The following is a 19702-nucleotide window of genomic DNA, read 5'->3' as shown; positions in this document are numbered from 1 at the left end:
ACTACTTTTCTTTCTCGCATGCCCCGACTCCTGTGTTTGCTGCTCACGTTGCTGCCCTTGCTAAGCGCCGCGCAATCGTCGTCGCTTTCGAACGTATGGGTGCCCGACCTCGGCAACGGTACCTACAAAAACCCGGTCCTCTACGCCGATTATTCCGACCCCGACGTGGTACGCGTTGGTCAGGATTACTACCTCACCTCGTCGAGCTTTAACGCCGTGCCGGGCCTGCAGATTCTGCACTCCCGCGACCTGGTAAACTGGCGCATTATCGGGGCTGTATTCCAGAAGCAGCCCCCGCTGGCCCGCTACGCCGAAATGCAGCACGGCAACGGCGTGTGGGCCCCCGCCATTCGGCACCACAAAGGCCTGTTCTACATCTACTATCCCGACCCCGATCTGGGTATTTTCGTGACGACGGCCAAGAACCCGGCCGGGCCGTGGTCGGCACCGGTGTGCGTGAAGGAGGCCAAGGGCTGGATTGACCCGTGCCCGCTCTGGGACGCCGACGGCCAAGCCTATTTGGTGCACGGTTTTGCGGGCTCCCGCGCTGGCATCAAAAGTATCATTGCCGTGAGCCGGATGAGTCCCGATGGCCTGCGCCTGATTGGCGACGATGCCCTGGTGTTCGATGGCCACGCCAAGCACCCCACCATTGAAGGCCCGAAGTTTTACAAGCGAAACGGCTACTACTACATTTTTGCACCCGGCGGCGGTGTTTCCACCGGCTGGCAAACCGTGCTGCGTTCCAAAAACGTGTTCGGCCCTTACGAAGACCGCATTGTGATGGACCAGGGCAAAACCACCGTAAACGGCCCGCACCAAGGCGCCTGGGTCGACACGCCTTCGGGCGAAGACTGGTTCCTGCATTTTCAGGACCAGGGCGCGTACGGCCGCGTGGTGCATTTACAGCCCATGACGTGGAAAAACGACTGGCCCGTTATCGGCGAAGACCCCGACGGCGACGGCAAGGGCCAGCCCGTAATGACCTACCGCAAGCCCGGCATCAAGGGTAAGACGCAGCCGCTGGCCACGCCCGCAACTTCCGATGATTTCGAGAGCAACACGCTGGGCCTGCAGTGGCAATGGCACGCCAACGCGCAGGATTACTGGGCATATTTGAACGGGCCGCAGGGTTACTTGCGCCTCTACTCGGTGCCGCTGCCGGCGGGCTTCAAAAACTACTGGCAAGTACCCAATTTGCTGCTGCAAAAACTGCCCGCTGAGGCGTTTACAGCAACCACCAAACTTACCTTCTCGCCGCGGGTGGAAGGAGAAAAGGTTGGGCTGATGATGATGGGCCTGGATTACGCATACCTCTCGGTAACCAACCAGGGCGGCAAGCTGCAGCTCAGCCAAACGGTTTGCCAGAGCGCCGACAAACTCACCGCCGAAACCACCAACGCTTCGGTGGAAGTGCCCGCCACCCAAGCCACGCAGCCACTGTACCTGCGCGTAGCCGTAAAAGCCGGCGCCAAGTGCCAGTTCAGCTACAGCTACGACGGGCAAACGTACCAACCATTGGGCACAGAATTCCAGGCCCGCGAAGGCAAGTGGATTGGTGCCAAAATGGGCCTTTTTTGCTCCCGCAACAGCAAGTTCAACGACTCCGGCAACACCGACGTGGACTGGTTCCGCGTCGAGTAAGAGCCATCGGCACTGTCTTTAAGTCGCGCTCTGTCTCGCATACCCCAGGCGTGCGCCAAGATGCATGCCATCCACCCAAGCAACTCCTGCCATGCATAAGCAAACTACTTTTTGGTGCTCCTCGCGGGCACTGCGCCGCACCATTTCAGCTAGCGCGGGCACCCTGGCCGCTGGGGGGCTGCTGCTGACAGGCCTTTCCTGCTCCAGCGTACAGAAAAGCACGGCTGCCACTGCGGAACCTGCCGCGCAAAGTATCCCCACGCAACCGGCCGAGCCTGTAACGCCCCCCGTAAGCTCGGCACCGCAAGTCATCATTAGCGGCCCAATCGGGTTTGCCAGTGAAAACGGCGGCACCAGCGGCGGCGCTGGGGGCCGCACTGTTACGGCCACTACGTTGGCGGAACTGACTGCTCTGGCCGCCAGCAACGAGCCGCTCATCATCCTAATCGACCGTACCATTTCGGGTGGCGCCGAAGGAGCGGCGGTGAAAGTGAAATCGAATAAAACCCTGCGTGGGGTGGGTACAGCCGGCTTTTTGGAAGGCGTAGGGCTGAACATCAGCGGGTACCGCAACGTGATTATTCAGAACCTGAAGTTCACGATGGCCACCGTCACCAAAACGTACATCAACAGCGAAAAACGGGCGCAGGTAGCCGCTAACGACGGCGACTGTGTGACCATCCAAAACGGCAGCCAGAACGTGTGGGTGGACCATTGCGAGTTCTACAACGCTGACCCCGCCACCCAACCCAACCAGGATTTGTACGACGGCTTGGTGGATGCCAAGGACGACGCGGCGTACATCACCGTATCGTGGAGTTATTTCCACGACCACCACAAGTGCCACCTGGTGGGCTCATCTGACAAGGAAACCCAGAACCAGGACCGCAAAATCACTTTCCACCACAACTACTACCGCAACATTAAGGAGCGCGTGCCCAGCTTCCGGTTTGGCACCGGCCACGTGTTTAACAACTACTACCAGCACGTGCGCGGCTCCGGCGTAAACAGCCGCATGGGTGCTTGCCTGCGCGTGGAGAAAAATTACTTCGAAGATGTGCGCGACCCGGTGGTAACGAAGAACAGCCCGGCCCCCGGCTATTGGGATGCGTCAGACAACGTGTACAACAACTGCTCGGGCAGCCAGCCCACCACCGTTACCTGCCCCACGCCGCTGAAGCTGACCTACGCGTACGCAGAGGCCCTGACCCCGGCTGCCGAGGTGAAAAAAGTGGTGATGGAAAGCGCCGGAATCGGCAAGCTGGACCAGCCAAAATAAGGACTTCTAGCGGAGGTGAAAAGCTTCTGATGATTGCGGAAAATCACTGGTAACGTTCCCGGCATCGTTTGCATAAATTATCAAACCCGGCCTTGCATCAGGTGGGTGGGAACTGATGCAACTTACTTACGAAATGCAGTCAAGCTGCTCGTTTCCTTTCATTTCCCTCTTCTTATGAATCAATTTGTACTCTCCCGGTTGGGCCGTCAGTTTAGCGTGGCTTTTGCCGCCGCTGTGGTTTCCGGCCTGTGCTTCGGCACCCAGGCGCATGCTCAAACCCCTACGCCGGTTTACAAGCTGTGGTCGTTGCGCGTTAACGCCCAGGACAGCGCCGCCGTGCGTTCGGCAAACGTTACCGCCAGCCCCGTTACGCTGAAGCGTTTTGTGGTGTCGGACAACCAGCCCATTCAGGACGGAGCCACGCTCCGGGCGGCTGTGCCTCCGTATTCGGCTAAGTTCGGCCAGGCTTTTGCCCCCTTGCCCAACGGCTCGGGCTGGGGTACGGCAGCCGGTGGGCCCGGTGGCACGGTGCGCCGCACGTTTTACGAGCAGTTCACGGTAACGGCTGCTACCGGTGCCACGGTGCGGGTAGACTCGCTGATTGCCACTTCCTCGTTCATGCTCACCAGCTCGGGCGCTAACCTGGCGGTGGCCTACTCGCGCTCCAATTTCGCTAGCGACTCCACGGTAATTACCGGCGGCAAAGGCCCGCTGGGCCCGGTTGGCGGCGGTTTTCCGGCTACCGCCACGCTGCCCGCCGATGGTCCGGCTCCCATTCCGCTGACCCAAGTTAACACCACTACGGGTAACGTCAGCACTTACCGCCTGGCCCTGGCGGGTGCTAGCGGCGTTACCATCAACGCTGGCCAAACCCTTACCATTCGCATGTACTTCAGCTGCAGCTCCACGGGGGTTGCGCGCTACGCGTTGCTGAAAGATGTATTGGTAAAGAGCCTGCAGCCGGTGGTAGCCAGCAGCAAAGGCAGCTCGAAGGCCGTAGCCGGTCTGGAAGTATTCCCGAACCCGGCCCAGGACAAGTTTGTGGTGAACCACGCTTCCCTGCGCAACGAAGCCCGCATCAACGTGTACTCGGTTACCGGTCAGCAAGTGGCTTCGTTTGTGGCTAAGCCCAACACCAACCAAACCAGCGTATCGGCGGCTGGCCTGACGCAGGGTGTGTACGTGGTGGAGTACGCCAGCGACAATGCCCGCATTACCTCGCGCCTGATCAAGGAGTAATTCAAACAGAGCATTAAAAAGCGCCGCTGGAGCTATCCAGCGGCGCTTTTTTTTATAAATCAAAAGTAAATGGGTTGCTCGTTTTTCGTTGTTAGTTGCCAGGTAAATTCTTAAGCCGACCTGACAACTAACAACGCTTACTGCGCCGGCCGCGACGACTCGCGCACGATGAGTTCGGTGGGAATTTTTACCGTGCCCACGGGCGTGGCGCGCTGCTTACGTTCAATCAGCTCGATCAGGCGCTCGGCGGCCACCTGCCCAATTTCCTGCGCCGGTTGCACCACCGTACTCAGCGAGGGAGAAAGTAAATCGGCCACGTTCAGGTTCGTAAATCCAATAAGCGACACTTCCTCTGGAATGGCCATTTTGCGCTGGCGTAGTGCCGCCAGGCAGCCCAGAGCGAGGCGGTCGGAAGCCGTAAAAAAGGCGTCGGGGCGCGGTTCCAGGGCCATCAGCTCGTCTACCATCTGGCCGGCTTCATCGGGCCCGAAGGTGCCGTAGCGCACCAGGTTTTCGTCGAACGGAATGCCGTGTTTTTCCAGCGCGGCCCGGTAGCCGGCCAAACGCTCCTGGGTAATGCTCAGCCAGGGCGGAATGGTGAGGTGGGCAATGCGCCGGCGGCCCGACTCAATGAGGTGCTCGGTGGCGGCAAACGCCCCGCCGAAGTTGTCGGCTACCACCTGCGTGGCCTCAATGTCGTTCGACACGCGGTCGAATAGCACGATGGGCATGTTGCGCTGCTGCAGGTCCTTGATGTGGGAAATGTCGGCCGTCTCGCTCGAGAGCGAAATCAGCAACCCATCCACCTTGCGTGATACGGCTGCCTGCACGTTGGCCACTTCCCGCTCGTACGACTCGTGGGTTTGAAAGATGATAACGTGGTAACCGCGGTTGTAGGCAATGGCCTCGATGCCGTTAATGGCCTGCGAGAAGTAGTAGTTGGCTATTTGCGGCACAATTACACCAATGGCGCGGGAGCTGCTGCCCTTTAGGCTGAGGGCAATGGGGTTCGGGCGGTAATTCAGCCGCTCGGCGTACTCCATCACCAGGCGCTTGGTTTCGGGGTTAATTTCGTAGCTCCCCCGCAATGCCCGCGACACCGTGGAGGTCGACAGGTTAAGGGCGCGGGCTATGTCTTTGATGGTAATCGTGTCCAAGGGCTTGGCTTGTTAAAGTGCAATATGCCGAGGCGTTAGGCAAACTGCTTTCGGGTGGTAGCGGAAAACGAATTGGGCGGAAGGGAGGCGGAGGAATTTGCGGAAATTAAGTTGCTGAACGAAATGGCAACGTTCCCGATAACGATTGCGCAAATAAAGGTTGCGGGGGGCTTCCTTTTGTGGGGTAAGCTATGAAAATTAACAAACCGGGCCACATGCTATGTGCTCCGCAAGTATCCGGATGCACCGGAAAGGTACCAAACGCATTTCCCAATTCGTCGAATGAGTAACGCACCCTGGTTCAGTTTAGCGGGCAAAGTAGCTTTGGTTACGGGCTGCAATAAAGGCATTGGTCAGGCAATAGCCCTGGGCCTGGCCGAAGCCGGCGCTGACATCATCGGGGTGTCGGCCTCATTGGCCCTGAGCGGCAGCGAAACGGAGCAGCAGGTGCAGGCCCTCGGCCGTAAGTTTTACGCCTACCGAGCCGATTTCGGCCAGCGCGAGCAGGTAGACGCGTTTATCGCGAAGGTGCAGCAGGACTTTCCGCGCATCGACATCCTGATCAACAACGCCGGCACCATTCGGCGCCAACCGGCGGCCGAGCATTCCGACGAATTTTGGGACGAAGTGCTGACCATTAACCTCGACACTCCGTTCCGGCTGGCCCGCGAAATCGGGCGCCGCATGCTGGAGCAGGGGAGTGGCAAAATCATCTTCACGGCTTCGCTGCTTACGTTTCAGGGCGGTGTAACGGTACCGGGCTATGCCGCCAGCAAAGGGGCCATTGGTAGCCTGGTAAAAGCCCTGGCCAACGAATGGGCCGGCCGCGGCGTGAACGTTAACGCCATTGCGCCGGGTTACATCGCCACCGACAACACCGAGGCCCTGCGCAACGACCCCGACCGCTCCCAGAGCATCCTAAGCCGCATTCCGGCCGGCCGCTGGGGTCGCCCCGAGGACTTCAAGGGCCCGGCCGTGTTCCTGGCCTCCCAGGCCGCCGATTACGTGCACGGCACCATCCTCACCGTCGACGGTGGCTGGATGGGACGGTAACTCTGCCGCTTCCGCCCGCCATTCTTCCAACCCACTACCTCAACCTCGCTACCCGAACCACATGCTCCAACGCCACGCCAGCAGCCCGCGCGAAACCGCCGCCCTGACGACCGACCAACTGCGGTCTGACTTTCTCATTGAGCGGGTGTTCACGCCGGGCCGGATCGAGCTGGTGTACTCGCACTACGACCGGATGATTATCGGCGGCGCCATGCCCACGGCCGAGGCGCTGGCCTTGCCCAACCCCGCGAGCCTGAAAGCCGAGTATTTCCTGGAGCGCCGCGAGCTGGGCATCTTGAACGTAGGCGGCGCGGGCCAGGTAACCGTGGACGGCACCGCGTACGCGCTGGGCCCCCAGGATTGCCTCTACGTGGGCAAGGCGTCGCGGGCGGTGGTGTTCCGCAGCCAGGACGCCGGGCAGCCGGCTAAGTTCTACTTACTCTCGGCGCCGGCCCACGCGGTGCACCCCACCGCGCGCCGCACCCGGGCCGAGGCCACGCCGGTGGAGATGGGCGCGCTGGAAACGGCCAACCGCCGCACCGTTTACAAATACATCTACGCCGAGGGCATCCCGAGCTGCCAGTTGGTGATGGGCCTCACGCAGCTGCAGCCCGGCAGCGTGTGGAACACCATGCCCGCCCACACCCACGACCGGCGCATGGAGGCTTACCTCTACTTCAACCTGCCCGAGGGCCAGCGCGTGCTGCACCTCATGGGCGAGCCCACGGCCACCCGCCCGCTGTGGGTGAGCAACGAGCAAGCCATTATTTCCCCGCCCTGGTCGGTGCACACCGGCTGCGGCACGGCGGCCTACGCCTTCATCTGGGGCATGGCCGGCGAGAACCGCGAATACACCGACATGGACGCCGTGGCGCTGCACGAGCTCCAATAGTTTTCCCTTCGTTTTCCCTCTTCTACTTCCCATGAAACGAAATTTATTACTGCTGGCGCCGCTTCTCGGAGTGTCGCTTGTAGCCGCAGCGCAGGAGCAGCGCCGGGTACAAGGCACGGTCCGCTCCGCCGATAAATCGGAAGCACTGCCCGGCGTAACCGTGGTGGTGAAAGGCACTACCATTGGGGCCACCACCGACCCCGACGGTAAGTTTACGTTGAGCGTACCCAGCACCGGCGACGTTACGCTGCGTTTCAGCTTCATTGGTTTCGAACCGCAAGACGTGGCCCTGAACGGTCGCAGCGAGCTGACGGTGAGCCTGAAGGAAGATCAGAAGGTGCTCGACGATGTGGTGGTTATTGGCTACCAGGAAGTTAACCGGCGCGACGTTACGGGTTCGGTATCGTCGGTGAGTGCCGCCCAAATCAAAGACATTCCGGTTAACTCCACGGCCGAAGCGCTGACGGGCCGTTTGGCCGGCGTACAGCTGACGGCTTCGGAAGGCCAGCCAGGCTCCGATTTTCAGATTCGGGTGCGCGGCGGAGGCTCCATTACCCAGGACAACTCGCCGCTGTACGTGGTGGACGGGGTACAGCTGGAAAACGCCCTGTCGGTGCTTTCGCCGCAGGATATTCAGTCGGTTGACGTGCTGAAGGACGCAGCGGCAACCGCTATCTACGGGGCCCGCGGTGCTAACGGCGTGGTAATTATCACCACCAAAGGCGGCCGCGAGGGCAAAACCACGGTGAGCTACAACGGCTTTGCCGGTTTCCGCCGCATCACGAAAACCCTGGACGTGCTCCAGCCTGCCGATTACGTGGACTACGCCTACGAGCGGGGCCGTATTGCGGGCGGTTCGGCGTTTCAATCCATCAAGAGCCGCTTCGGTTCCATCAATTTCAACAGCGACACCCTCAACCAGGTGCGCAACGCGGAGTTCATCGACTGGCAGGACAAGGTATTTGGCCGCGATGCTTTCCAGCAGACGCACAACCTGCAAGTGGCGGGCGGCTCGAAGGGCACAACGTATTCCTTGAGCCTGACGCGCAACGACGAGGACGGCATCCAGATTAACTCGGGCTTCTCGCGCAACCTGCTCAACTTCCGCTTCGACCACAAAGCCAACGAGAAATTCCGCTTCGGTTTTAGCACCCGCCTCACCGACCAAGTGAGCAACGGGTCTGGTACGTCCAACCAAGGTTCGGGCTCTACAACCAACACCCGCTTGCGTAACGCCATTGTGTACCAGCCGCTGGAAACAGCCAGCCAGAGCACTGCCGGCATTAACCTCGACGAAAACCCCGACGACGACTTCTTCAACGCCTCGGGCAACCTCTCGAACCCGGTGCTGACGGTAAACAACGAATACCGCCGCGACCGGCGTCGGGTGTTTAACCTGAGCGGCTCGGCCAGCTACAACTTCACCAAGGAACTGGCCCTGCGCACCACGGTAGGCTTCGACAACACCAACCGTCGCGTCGACACGTTCTACGGCCGTTACTCGCCCGCCATTCGCAACTTCGGCAACCTGCCATATGTCGTTCTTAATACCAGCCAGAACGTCACGTTCAATAACTCGAACGTGCTTAGCTACGCGCTGAAGCGGGATAAGCACACGTTTGATGCACTGCTGGGCCAGGAAATATATACCCGCCGCAACCCCTTCCTCGACGTTACGAGCTACTACCTGCCGCTGGGGGTTTCGGCAGAGCAGGCCATCGATAACATTGCCCAACGTGACTTGTCGGCTCCTAGCACGCCGCAACCGGCGCCGCGCACCGGTCTGGAGGAAAATTCGCGTTTGCTGTCGGGCTTTGGTCGCCTTAATTACGCTTACGACGACAAATACCTGCTCACGCTGACCATGCGTGCCGACGGCTCGTCGAAGTTCAAAAAGGGCAACCAAGTAGGTTACTTCCCCGCTGCTTCGGCCGCGTGGCGCATTTCGCGGGAGTCGTTCATGCAGCCCTACGAAGCCACGATATCGGACCTGAAGCTGCGCCTAAGCTACGGCCTGACCGGCAACAACCGCATCAAGGATTTCCTCTACGACCCCGTGTTTGGTATTCTGATCGGGAATCAGCCGGGAACCAACAACGTCATCAATTCCTACTACGATCTGAACGGGGTGCTCGTGCCGGGCATTGCCGCTACGTCGTTGGCAAACGACAAGCTGAAGTGGGAAACCACGGCGTCGAGCAACGTGGGCCTGGATGTGGGCTTGTTTAACAACCGGGTGCAGTTCACGGCCGACGTATACTACAACAAAACCCGCGACCTGCTGGTGGACCTGTCCATTCCGGCTACCAGCGGCTACGCCACCCAACAAATCAACATCGGTTCTACCTCAAACCGCGGCTTGGAACTGCAACTGTCGGGCACGGTGCTGCAAACGCCGGATTTCACCTGGACGGCTAACGCTAACACGTCCTTTAACCGTGGCCGGGTAGAAGACCTAGGCGGCGTTTCGCAGCTGAACCCCGTGTACTCGGGCTGGGCTAGTACGGCCATTGCCGCCGATTACCTCGTGCGGGTAGGCCAGCCAGTGGGCCTGATGTACGGGTACGTGGTGGACATGGAGAACGGCAGCAAGGGCTTTTACACCGCCGACGACTTCTCGGGCTACGTGAACGGCCGTTGGGTGCTGAAGCAGGGCGTGGTTTCCGACCGCAGCGTAACGGGCTTTAGCGGTGTGAACGAGCAGGTAACGCCGGGCACCATCAAGCTGAAGGACGTGAACGGCGACGGCGAAGTAACCACCGCCGACCGCACCATCATTGGCAACGCCAACCCCAAGTTTACGGGCGGCCTCAACCAGCAGTTTGCCTACAAGAACTTCGACGCCAGTATCTTCCTGAACTGGGTGTACGGCAACGATGTGTACAACGCCAACAAGATTGAGCTGACGTCTTACCTGACCAACACCCAACTCAGCAACGGGTTGGCCATCATGAAAGACCGGTACCGCACCATCGACGAGAACGGCGCCATCATCACCGACCTGGAAACCTCGCGCCGCGTGAATCAGAACGCTCAAATCTGGTCGCCTACCCGGGTGCTCTTCCCGCACTCGGAGGCCATCGAAGACGGCTCGTTCCTGCGCATCAACAACATTACCCTAGGCTACACGCTGCCCAAATCCATAACGCAGTACGCCCGCCTGAGCCAAGCCCGTTTCTACGTGACGGCCAACAACCTCTACACGTTCACCAAGTACAGCGGCTTCGACCCCGAGGTGAACACCCGCCGCTCGTCGCCGCTGACGCCCGGCGTGGACTACGCAGCCTACCCGCGCAGCAAGGCCTTCTTGGCCGGTGTGAACCTGACTTTCTAATACCTCCCTACCGAGCATTTCCCATGAAGCGCATATTCCGTTCAACCCTTGCCGCCTTGGGCATCGTCGGCCTGACGAGCATCATGTCGTGCAGCTTTCTCGACGTGGAACCCACGTCCGTAGAAACGGCCGAAGCGGTGTTTAGTACCGTTAACGGGGCCTACAACGCCGTTATCGGGGCCTACGCTCCGATGACCGGGGACGTGGCTTACGGCAACCGCATCAGCGGCTATTTCCCGTACGACTCGGAGGATTTCCTGAACTCGCCCACTGGCGACGACGCCGGCGCCGGCCGCCGCGGTATTGCCCGCTACAACACGGCCGTGGACAACGCCGACGTGCGCAACGCCTGGAACGCAATGTACCGCGGCATTGAGCGCGCTAACATCTGCATCAAGTACATTCCGACGATGGCGCAGTACCAAGGCGGCCCCGACTTGGCCGTGGTACGACGCCTGCACGGCGAAGCCCTCACGCTGCGCGCCCAGTACTACTTTGAGCTGATTCGCAACTGGGGCGACGTGCCCGCGCCCTACGAGCCCACTGTGACCGGCCAGGACTTTAACCTAGAGCGCGTGGACCGCAACGCGATTCTCGACCGCATGATCAGCGACTTGGACGTGGCCGAAAAGCTGGTGCCGTGGCGTTCGACGGTAGCCCAGGATGAGCGCATTACCAAAGGTGCCGTGAAGGCCCTGCGCGCCCGTCTTGCGCTGTACCGCGCTAGTTTCTATTTCGATCCGAAAACCTCGCGCATGGAACGGGCCACGGATTACAAGAAATTCTACGACACTGTGCGCGTAGAATGCCGCGAACTGATGGCCCTGCGCAGCGAGCATAACCTGAACGCCTCCTTCGAAGAGCCTTTCCGCGCCATTGGTGAGTACCGCCGCGACGCAGCCAACGAGATTATCTTCCAGGTGGGCATGGGCGGCAACAGCTCCTTCACCGACAGCAAATTGGGGTACTTCAACGGTCCGCGGGTAACGGCTACTTCTAGCACCTTCGGTACCACTACCCAGGGCGCCATCGTGCTGCAGCCCACGTACTTCTACGCTTTTGCGCCCAACGATACCCGCCGCGACGTAACCATCGCGCCGTATTCCATCGACGCGGCAGCCCGGCGCATTCCCACCACCATCATCAGCGCCTACGACGGCAAGTTCCGCCGCGAATGGAGCAACAATACTTCGCTGAAGGCAGGGGCTTCGCAAAGTCTGCAGTTTAACTGGCCGCTTATTCGTTTCTCCGATGTGCTGCTGATGTTTGCCGAAGCCGAAAACGAGTCGTTGAACGGTCCTTCGCCCGCTGCACAATCGGCCCTGTTGGAAGTACGCCGCCGCGCTTATACCGGCACTTTGCCCACCCCGCCCGCCGGCTACACCGCGTTTCAGCAGGCCATCATGGACGAGCGAAACCTGGAGTTTGGTGGTGAAGGTATCCGCAAATACGACTTGATTCGGTGGAACATGCTGGGCACCAAGTTCGCGCAAATCAAAGCCACGCTGCGCGACTGGATTGATGCCACCCCCAACGAGAACGTTCCGCAGTACCTGTACTACACCACCAACGGACCCACGTTCCCGCCCGTCAACTCCTACTATGGTCCGGCCCCCGCTACGCAGCCGGCCGGCACCACGCGCGTGAACTGGCGCGCCAGCATCACCGAGGCCCGCATTGCTGACATTGCTTCCGGCTTTGCCGAAGCCCGGCAACTGCTTCCCATTCCGGCCGAAGCCCGCAACACCAACAACAGGCTGACGCAGAACCCGAGCTACTAACATGCCGGACTCCGCAACCCAACTCTTTGTGCCCAGCGCCGATGTGCGCTGGGTAGAAGTGGGCGAAGGCGTAAAACGCCAGGTGCTGGCCTACGGGCCGGAGCTGATGCTGGTAAAAGTGGCCTTCGAAACCGGTGGTATAGGGGCCGAGCACCAGCACCCGCACACGCAAATCAGCTACGTGGAGAGCGGCGAGTTTGCTTACACCATTGCCGGCGAAACACGCGTGCTGCGCACCGGCGACAGTTGCTTCGTGCCAGGCCATACGCTGCATGGAGTAACGTGTCTGCAAGCTGGCGTGCTGCTCGATGCTTTCAACCCCATGCGGGAAGACTTTGTGAAAGAAGCCTAAGGGCTTTCAACTAGATGAGAATGATGAAGTGGTTTGAGAAGGTGACTCTCTTGCTCGCGGTGGGGATTTGGGGAAATGCTTCCTTCGCGAATGCACAGCAAGTGAGTGTAGCGGCGGATGGTTCGGGACAGTTCCGGACCATCCAAGCCGCTATTGCCAGCCTGCCCGACCACGCCGCGCAACAGCGCGTCATCACCATTAAAAACGGCACCTACCGCGAGCAAGTATTCATCGACGGCAAGGACCACATTACCCTGCGCGGCCAAAGCGAAAAAGGCACCGTGCTAACCTTCGCCCTGGCCCGCGACGCCTACCGCTGCGCCGGCAACACCGACGACTGGGGCGTGGCCACGCTAAACCTGCGCAACTCGCCCGACATCACGCTCGAGAACCTGACCATCGTTAACAGCTACGGCTTCGATGCGCAGGGCGACGTTACCATCGACTGCCCAACGGAAGCAACTGGCAAGAAAACCATCAGCAAAACCGGGCACCAAATGGCGCTGCGCACCTTTCCCGGGGCCACGCGCATTATTGCCCGCAAGTGCACCTTCCGGGCTTTGGGTGGCGACACCGTTAGTCCTTGGGATACCGAAGCAGGCATGTACTACTTCAAGGACTGCACCATGGAAGGTGGCGTGGACTTTTATTGTCCGCGCGGCTGGGCTTACGCCGAAAACGTGCGCTTCATTTGCCACAACAAGTCGGCCGCCATTTGGCACGATGGCTCGGGCAACAAGGACTCTAAAACGGTACTCAAGAACTGCTCCTTCGAGGGCGACGACCAATTTAAGCTGGGCCGTTACCACCGCGAGTCGCAGTTCTACCTCATCGGCTGCAAGTTCCCGCAGAACATGGCCGATGCCGACATCTACCACGCCACCTCGGGCCCCGGCACGCCCGCCTGGGGCCGCCGCGTGTACTACAGCGGGAGCCAGCGCAAGGGCGGAAATTTTGCCTGGATGAAGGACAACCTGGCTTCGGCCGAAGGTGCGCCCACAGCCAAGCAAATCACCGCCGCCTGGACGTTCGGCGGCCGCTGGAACCCCGAAGGCAAAGGCTCGGCAGTAGCGACCAAAGCGCCGGTGGTTACCGATTCCATTGCCGAGAAAATGCTAGTGTACCAGCGCAGCATTGGTGGCTGGCCCAAGGCAGTAGGGGAGGTGAAGGTGGATTACGATGCCAAGCTAACCGCCGCGAAACGTGCCAGCACACTCGCCGACGCCAACCGCAAAGACGCGACCATTGATAACAACGCCACCACTCGCGAAATCAAGTACCTGATTTCGGCTTTCAAGCGCACCAACAACCCGGCCTACCGCACCGCCGCCGAAAACGGCATTCGGTACCTATTGAAAATGCAGCTCAAGAGCGGCGGCTTCCCGCAGTTTTACCCCGACAGCAGCAATTACCGCGGTCAGATTACCTACAACGACAACGCCATGGTGCGCGCCCTGTGGTTGCTGAAAGCCGTGGCCGAGCAGGAAAAGGACTACGCATTAATTGACTTTGCCTTGGTGCCGCAAGCCAAGGCCGCCGTGCAGCGCGGCATCGGCTGCATCCTGAAAACCCAGTACGTGCAGAACGGCAAGCTTACCGCTTGGTGTGCCCAACACGACCGTCGCACGCTGCAACCCATTAAGGCCCGCGCGTTCGAGGTGGCCTCGCTCAGCGGCATGGAAACGGTGGGGATTCTGGAGTTTCTGATGGCCGTGGAAAACCCCACGCCCGAAATCAAGCGGGCCATTGAGGCGGGCGTGGCGTGGCTGGACGCGGTGAAGATGCCGGGCTACGCCATGAAAAATATTGAGGACCCTGCCCAGCCTACAGGACGGGACAGGATAGTTGTGCCGGAAGCGGGTTCCACCTTGTGGGCGCGTTTCTACGACCTCGAAACCAACAAGCCCATTTACGTAGGGCGCGACGGCGTGAAACACGCCCAGCTAGCCGACATCGAGAATGAACGACGGGCCGGCTACGTGTACGCCAGCAACTGGCCCGCCAAACTACTAGCCACGGAGTATCCCAAGTGGCAAAAAAAGTGGGAGAACGGAAAGAGCGGATTATAAGATGACGACCATGAGATACTTGTCTCGCCCCATCGCATTGGCCGAACCCAACCCGGTCGTGACTATGCCCGACGCAGCCCTGCTGGCGCTGCCCGAAAAAGTATTACAGTTTGGTACCGGTGTGCTGCTGCGCGGCCTGCCCGATTATCTGATTGACAAAGCCAACCGCCAAGGTATTTTCAACGGCCGCATTGTGGTGGTGAAAAGCACCGACGGCGGCGATATTACCGCCTTCGACCGGCAAGACGGCCTCTATACGCTTTGCATCCGCGGCATTGAGGATGGCCGCACGGTGGAAGAAAACGTGGTTAGCTCGGCCATTAGCCGGGTGCTTTCGGCCAAAAGCCAGTGGGCCGAGGTAATGAAGTGCGCCGCAAACTCTGAGCTGACCGTAGTGGTTTCGAACACCACCGAAGTGGGTATTCAGCTGGTGTCCGACGACATTCGGCAGAATCCGCCGGTGTCGTTTCCGGGCAAGCTGCTGGCGTTTTTGTACGCCCGCTACCAGGCTTTCGGCGGCGACAAAACCAAGGGCCTCGTGATTGTGCCCACCGAACTGATTTCCGAAAACGGCACCAAGCTCGAAGGTATTCTGCTGGAGCTGGCCCACCGCAACGGCCTCGAAGCCGACTTTCTGGAGTGGCTGGAATCGGCCAACCGCTGCTGCAATTCCCTCGTGGACCGCATCGTGCCGGGTCGCCCCGACACGGGCACCTACAACGCCCTGACCGAAGAATTAGGTTACGAAGACGAGCTGCTCACCATTTCGGAGTGCTTCCGCCTCTGGGCCATCGAAGGCGACGCGCACGTGCGCGAGGTGCTGTCGTTCGCGCAGGTCGATGAGGGCGTTATCATTCAGCCCGACATCAACGAGTTCCGCGAAATCAAGCTGCGGTTGCTCAACGGCACGCACACACTCAGCTGCGGCCTGGCCTACCTGAGCGGCTTTGAGACCGTGCGCAGTGCCATGGAGGACGACACCACGGCGGCTTTCATCAGCAACCTGATGCTGCACGATTTGCTGCCCGGCATTCCGTACCCCGTGGACCAGGCCCGCGCCCAGCGCTTCGGCACGCAGGTCCTCGACCGGTTCCGCAACCCCTACATCGACCACCGCTGGTTGTCGATTACCATGAACTACTCGGCCAAGATGCAGATGCGCAACGTGCCCACGCTGCTGCATTACTACCAGCAACACGGCGCCGTGCCGCAGTACTTCAGCCTGGGTTTTGCGGCCTACCTGCTGTTCATGCGCGGCGTGCACGAAGAAAACGGCACGTGGTACGGCAGCACTGGTAGCGAGGCGTACCCCATTCAGGACGACAAAGCCGGCTACTTCGCCGATTTGTGGAACCGCCTAGAGCCTACCGAACTCACCCAAACCGTCCTGCACAGTCATGCGCTGTGGGGCCACGACCTCACCCAGTTGCCCGGTTTCGCGCAACAAGTAGCTGCTAACCTGCAGCAGATGCTGGCCCAGGGTGTATCCGCCACCGTGGCCGCTGCCCTCACCGAAAAGGTCTCCCTCGAGAAATGAAACATTTAGTAGCCCAGATTCACCCCCAGGATAATGTACTGGTGGCGCTGACGGATTTGCCCGCCGGCACGCCCGTGCCCTGGAAAGACGGAATGGTTACCACTACCCAAGCCATTCCCGCTAAGCACAAAGTGGCCACCCAGAACTTTGAGCCCGGCGACCTGGTACACATGTACGGCGTACTGGTGGGCAAGGTCCGCGAACGTATTCCGCTCGGTGGTCTGCTCACTACGTCCAATATCCAGCACGCTACCGATTCCTTCGACCAGAACGCGGTGAAGCGGCAGGAGTGGCCCCGGCCCGATGTAACCAAATGGCAGGAGCGCACCTTCATGGGCTTTCACCGCCCCGACGGCCGCGTGGGCACCGCCAACTACTGGCTGGTTATTCCGCTGGTGTTCTGCGAAAACCGCAACATTCAGGTGCTGGAAGAAGCCCTGGTGGACGACCTCGGCTACGGCCGCCGTAAAAGCTACCAGCCCCAAACCCAGGAGTTGATTCAGCTGATGAAGGCCGGTAAATCGGTGGAGGAAATTCTGCAAACCGACCTGCAAACCTCGCTCGACGGCCAAGCCAAGCCGCGCCTGTTCCCGAACGTGGACGGCGTACGGTTCCTGACCCACGAAGGCGGCTGCGGCGGCATTCGTCAGGATGCCCAAACGCTGTGCGGTTTGCTGGCCGGCTACATCACGCACCCCAACGTGGCCGGGGCTACCGTGCTCAGCCTGGGCTGCCAGAACGCGCAGGTGAGCATGTTGCAGGACGAAATAAACAAGCGCAGCCCGCAGTTCTACAAGCCGATCTACATTCTGGAGCAGCAGAAAATTGGAACCGAGGAAGCCCTCATCAGCACCGCCCTGCGCCAAACGTTTGCCGGTTTGATGCAAGCCAACGCCCAGCACCGCGAGCCGGCGCCGCTCAGCAAGCTGTGCATTGGCCTGGAGTGCGGCGGCTCCGATGGCTTCTCGGGCATTTCGGCTAACCCGGCCGTGGGTCACGTGTCCGACCTCGTGGTAGCTCTGGGCGGCTCGGTTATTCTGGCCGAATTTCCAGAGCTGTGCGGCGTAGAGCAGGAGTTGGTCGACCGTTCGGTAGACCAGGAAACGGCCCAACGCTTCAGTTCCTTGATGAAAGCCTACGGCGACTCGGCCGTGGCCGTGGGCTCGGGCTTCGACATGAACCCTTCGCCCGGCAACATCCGCGACGGTTTGATTACCGACGCCATGAAATCGGCTGGTGCAGCCCGCAAGGGCGGTTCGTCGCCGGTAGTGGCGGTGCTGGATTACCCCGAGCTGGTAACCAAGCCAGGCCTGAACCTGCTCTGCACCCCCGGCAACGACGTGGAATCGACCACGGCGGAAGTAGGTTCCGGCGCCAACGTGGTGCTCTTCACCACCGGCCTGGGCACGCCTACCGGTAACCCTATTGCACCCGTGGTCAAGATTTCCACCAATACGGCTTTGGCTAAGCGCATGCCCGACATCATCGACTTGAACACAGGCACCGTGATTGACGGCGAGGAAACCATTGAGCAGGCCGGGGAGCGGATTCTGGACTACGTCATTCGCGTGGCCAGCGGCGAGGAAGTGGCCGCCGTGCGCCACGGCCAGACTGATTTCATTCCATGGAAACGCGGCGTTTCGCTGTAACAAAACCAGGCCCGAGGCGGCGCAAGCCGTGCGCCGCCTACCGTAATCGTTTCCGTAGATAAAGTCGCGAACGAAGGCTAAAAACGGGCTGTTAGCTGCCCTCATCCGAATACCTTTACCCATCACCGACACCCGCTTCTGAGGGGGCTGCCAACAATTTCAGTTGACTATGAAGCCATTTCTGAACGACGATTTTCTGCTGCAAACCGCTACGGCGCGCACACTCTACCACGAGTATGCGAAGCAGATGCCCATCATCGATTATCATAACCACCTGCTGCCCGATCAGATTGCCGAAGACAAGCAGTTCGACAACCTGACGCAGATCTGGCTGTACGGCGACCATTACAAGTGGCGCGCCATGCGCACGAACGGCGTGGACGAGCGGTACATCACCGGCGACGCTTCCGACTGGGAGAAGTTTGAGAAGTGGGCCGAAACGGTGCCTTACACCGTGCGCAACCCGCTCTACCACTGGACCCACCTGGAGCTGCAGCGCTACTTCGGGGTAACGGAGCTGCTGAGCAAGGACAGCGCCCGCCGCATCTACGACCACTGCTCGGCCCTGCTGCGTACGCCGGAGTACTCGGTGCGCAACCTGCTGCGGAAGATGAACGTGCAGACGGTGTGCACGACGGACGACCCGGCGGACAACCTGGAGCACCACCGCGCCATTGCCGCCAATCCGTTTGGCGTGCAGGTGCTGCCCACCTTCCGCGCCGACAAGGCCATGTCGCCGGAAGACCCCGCCGCCTACAACGCCTACCTCGACAAGCTGGGCGCGGCCGCCTGCGTGGATATCAACAGCTTCTACGACCTGGAAACCGCCCTTCGCGTGCGCCACGACTACTTTGCGGCCTTGGGCTGCCGGTTGTCGGACCACGGTTTGGAGCAAATGTATTCGGCCGACTACACCGACGCGGAAATCAACGCCATCTTCGACAAGGTGCGCAGCGGCCGCACGCTGTTCGGCGGCGAAATCGTGCAGTTTAAGTCGGCTATGCTGGTGCTGCTGGCCGAAATGGACTGGGAGAAAGGCTGGACCCAGCAGTACCACCTGGGCGCGCTGCGCAACAACAACGCCCGCCAGCTGCGTCAGCTCGGCCCCGATACCGGTTGGGACTCCATCGGCGACTTCACGCAGGGGCAGGCCCTGTCGCGCTTCCTCGACCGCCTCGACGGCCAGGACAAGCTCGCCAAAACCATCCTCTACAACCTGAACCCCGCCGACAACGAGCTGTTCGCCACCATGATTGGCAACTTCCAGGACGGCACCGTGGCGGGCAAGCTGCAGTTCGGTTCGGGCTGGTGGTTCCTGGACCAGAAAGACGGCATGGAAAAGCAAATCAACGCGCTGTCGAATATGGGTTTGCTGAGCCGTTTTGTGGGCATGCTCACCGATTCGCGCTCCTTCCTGTCGTACCCGCGCCACGAGTACTTCCGCCGCATTCTGTGCAACATCTTCGGCAACGACATCGAGAACGGCGAGCTGCCCGACAACCTCGAATGGATTGGTCACTTGGTTAAGCAGATCTGCTACGGCAACGCCAAAGAGTACTTCGGCTTTCAAACGGTGAGCCAGCCGGCCTCAGTAGCCGCCGAAGCGTAGCCCCCCACAAGCTCCGGCAACGTTCCCGCTAACGTTGCCGGAGTTTTTGTACCGCCCTAACGATTGTTGGGCCGTTTTTCCTGCCGACTTTGTTGGCAGACCCTTTT

Annotated in this window: 13 protein-coding genes; 12 read left to right on the top strand and 1 reads right to left on the bottom strand. The window is 60.3% G+C overall.

Going from position 1 to position 19702, the window contains the following annotated elements; genetic code table 11:
- The first annotated feature begins 18 nt into the window (after window positions 1–18).
- The 3 genes from ABD903_RS10465 to ABD903_RS10455 all read left to right on the top strand — a co-directional run bounded on the left by ABD903_RS10465 (window position 19) and on the right by ABD903_RS10455 (window position 4162).
- Window positions 19–1644, top strand: a complete 1626-nt coding sequence (locus tag ABD903_RS10465; protein ID WP_345223961.1) for a glycoside hydrolase family 43 protein — start codon at window positions 19–21, stop codon at window positions 1642–1644.
- 91 nt (window positions 1645–1735) lie between these two features.
- Complete coding sequence (locus ABD903_RS10460; RefSeq protein ID WP_345223960.1) at window positions 1736–2923, top strand: pectate lyase family protein; 1188 nt, start codon at window positions 1736–1738, stop codon at window positions 2921–2923.
- Between the two features lie 174 nt (window positions 2924–3097).
- On the top strand, window positions 3098–4162 hold the full coding sequence (locus ABD903_RS10455; protein WP_345223959.1) for a T9SS type A sorting domain-containing protein: 1065 nt from the start codon (window positions 3098–3100) through the stop codon (window positions 4160–4162).
- A 137-nt stretch (window positions 4163–4299) separates the two neighbouring features.
- On the opposite strand, the gene ABD903_RS10450 is transcribed toward ABD903_RS10455, so the two are convergent.
- A complete protein-coding gene (locus ABD903_RS10450) occupies window positions 4300–5319 on the bottom strand; it encodes a LacI family DNA-binding transcriptional regulator (protein ID WP_345223957.1) in 1020 nt (339 codons plus the stop codon).
- 282 nt (window positions 5320–5601) lie between these two features.
- Here ABD903_RS10450 and kduD point away from each other — a divergent pair, with 282 nt between their 5' ends.
- The 9 genes from kduD to uxaC all read left to right on the top strand — a co-directional run bounded on the left by kduD (window position 5602) and on the right by uxaC (window position 19595).
- On the top strand, window positions 5602–6372 hold the full coding sequence (kduD, locus tag ABD903_RS10445; RefSeq protein WP_345223955.1) for a 2-dehydro-3-deoxy-D-gluconate 5-dehydrogenase KduD: 771 nt from the start codon (window positions 5602–5604) through the stop codon (window positions 6370–6372).
- Window positions 6373–6433: 61 nt separating this feature from the next.
- Window positions 6434–7264 (top strand): 5-dehydro-4-deoxy-D-glucuronate isomerase, encoded by an 831-nt coding sequence (gene kduI / locus ABD903_RS10440; RefSeq protein ID WP_345223953.1) that lies wholly within the window; start codon window positions 6434–6436, stop codon window positions 7262–7264.
- Between the two features lie 31 nt (window positions 7265–7295).
- The gene (locus tag ABD903_RS10435) at window positions 7296–10598 is read left to right on the top strand and encodes a SusC/RagA family TonB-linked outer membrane protein (RefSeq protein ID WP_345223950.1); all 3303 of its coding nucleotides are present in this window, start codon (window positions 7296–7298) and stop codon (window positions 10596–10598) included.
- 23 nt (window positions 10599–10621) lie between these two features.
- On the top strand, window positions 10622–12379 hold the full coding sequence (locus ABD903_RS10430) for a RagB/SusD family nutrient uptake outer membrane protein (protein WP_345223948.1): 1758 nt from the start codon (window positions 10622–10624) through the stop codon (window positions 12377–12379).
- A gap of 1 nt (window position 12380) precedes the next feature.
- Window positions 12381–12731, top strand: a complete 351-nt coding sequence (locus ABD903_RS10425; RefSeq protein ID WP_345223947.1) for a cupin domain-containing protein — start codon at window positions 12381–12383, stop codon at window positions 12729–12731.
- A gap of 20 nt (window positions 12732–12751) precedes the next feature.
- Window positions 12752–14800 carry a pectate lyase gene (gene pelA, locus ABD903_RS10420; protein ID WP_345223945.1) on the top strand — a complete coding sequence of 683 codons (2049 nt, stop codon included), beginning with the start codon at window positions 12752–12754 and terminating at the stop codon, window positions 14798–14800.
- Between the two features lie 64 nt (window positions 14801–14864).
- A complete protein-coding gene (locus tag ABD903_RS10415; RefSeq protein WP_345223943.1) occupies window positions 14865–16337 on the top strand; it encodes a tagaturonate reductase in 1473 nt (490 codons plus the stop codon).
- A complete protein-coding gene (locus ABD903_RS10410) occupies window positions 16334–17986 on the top strand; it encodes a UxaA family hydrolase (RefSeq protein WP_345223941.1) in 1653 nt (550 codons plus the stop codon). The genes ABD903_RS10415 and ABD903_RS10410 overlap by 4 nt, the downstream gene beginning before the upstream one ends.
- Window positions 17987–18155: 169 nt before the next feature.
- Window positions 18156–19595, top strand: coding sequence for a glucuronate isomerase (uxaC, locus tag ABD903_RS10405; RefSeq protein WP_345223939.1), 1440 nt, complete (start codon window positions 18156–18158; stop codon window positions 19593–19595).
- Window positions 19596–19702: the final 107 nt, after the last annotated feature.

It is taken from the genome of Hymenobacter koreensis, assembly GCF_039541855.1.
GTDB lineage: Bacteria > Bacteroidota > Bacteroidia > Cytophagales > Hymenobacteraceae > Solirubrum > Solirubrum koreensis.
This window is presented reverse-complemented; position numbering and strand designations above follow the sequence as displayed.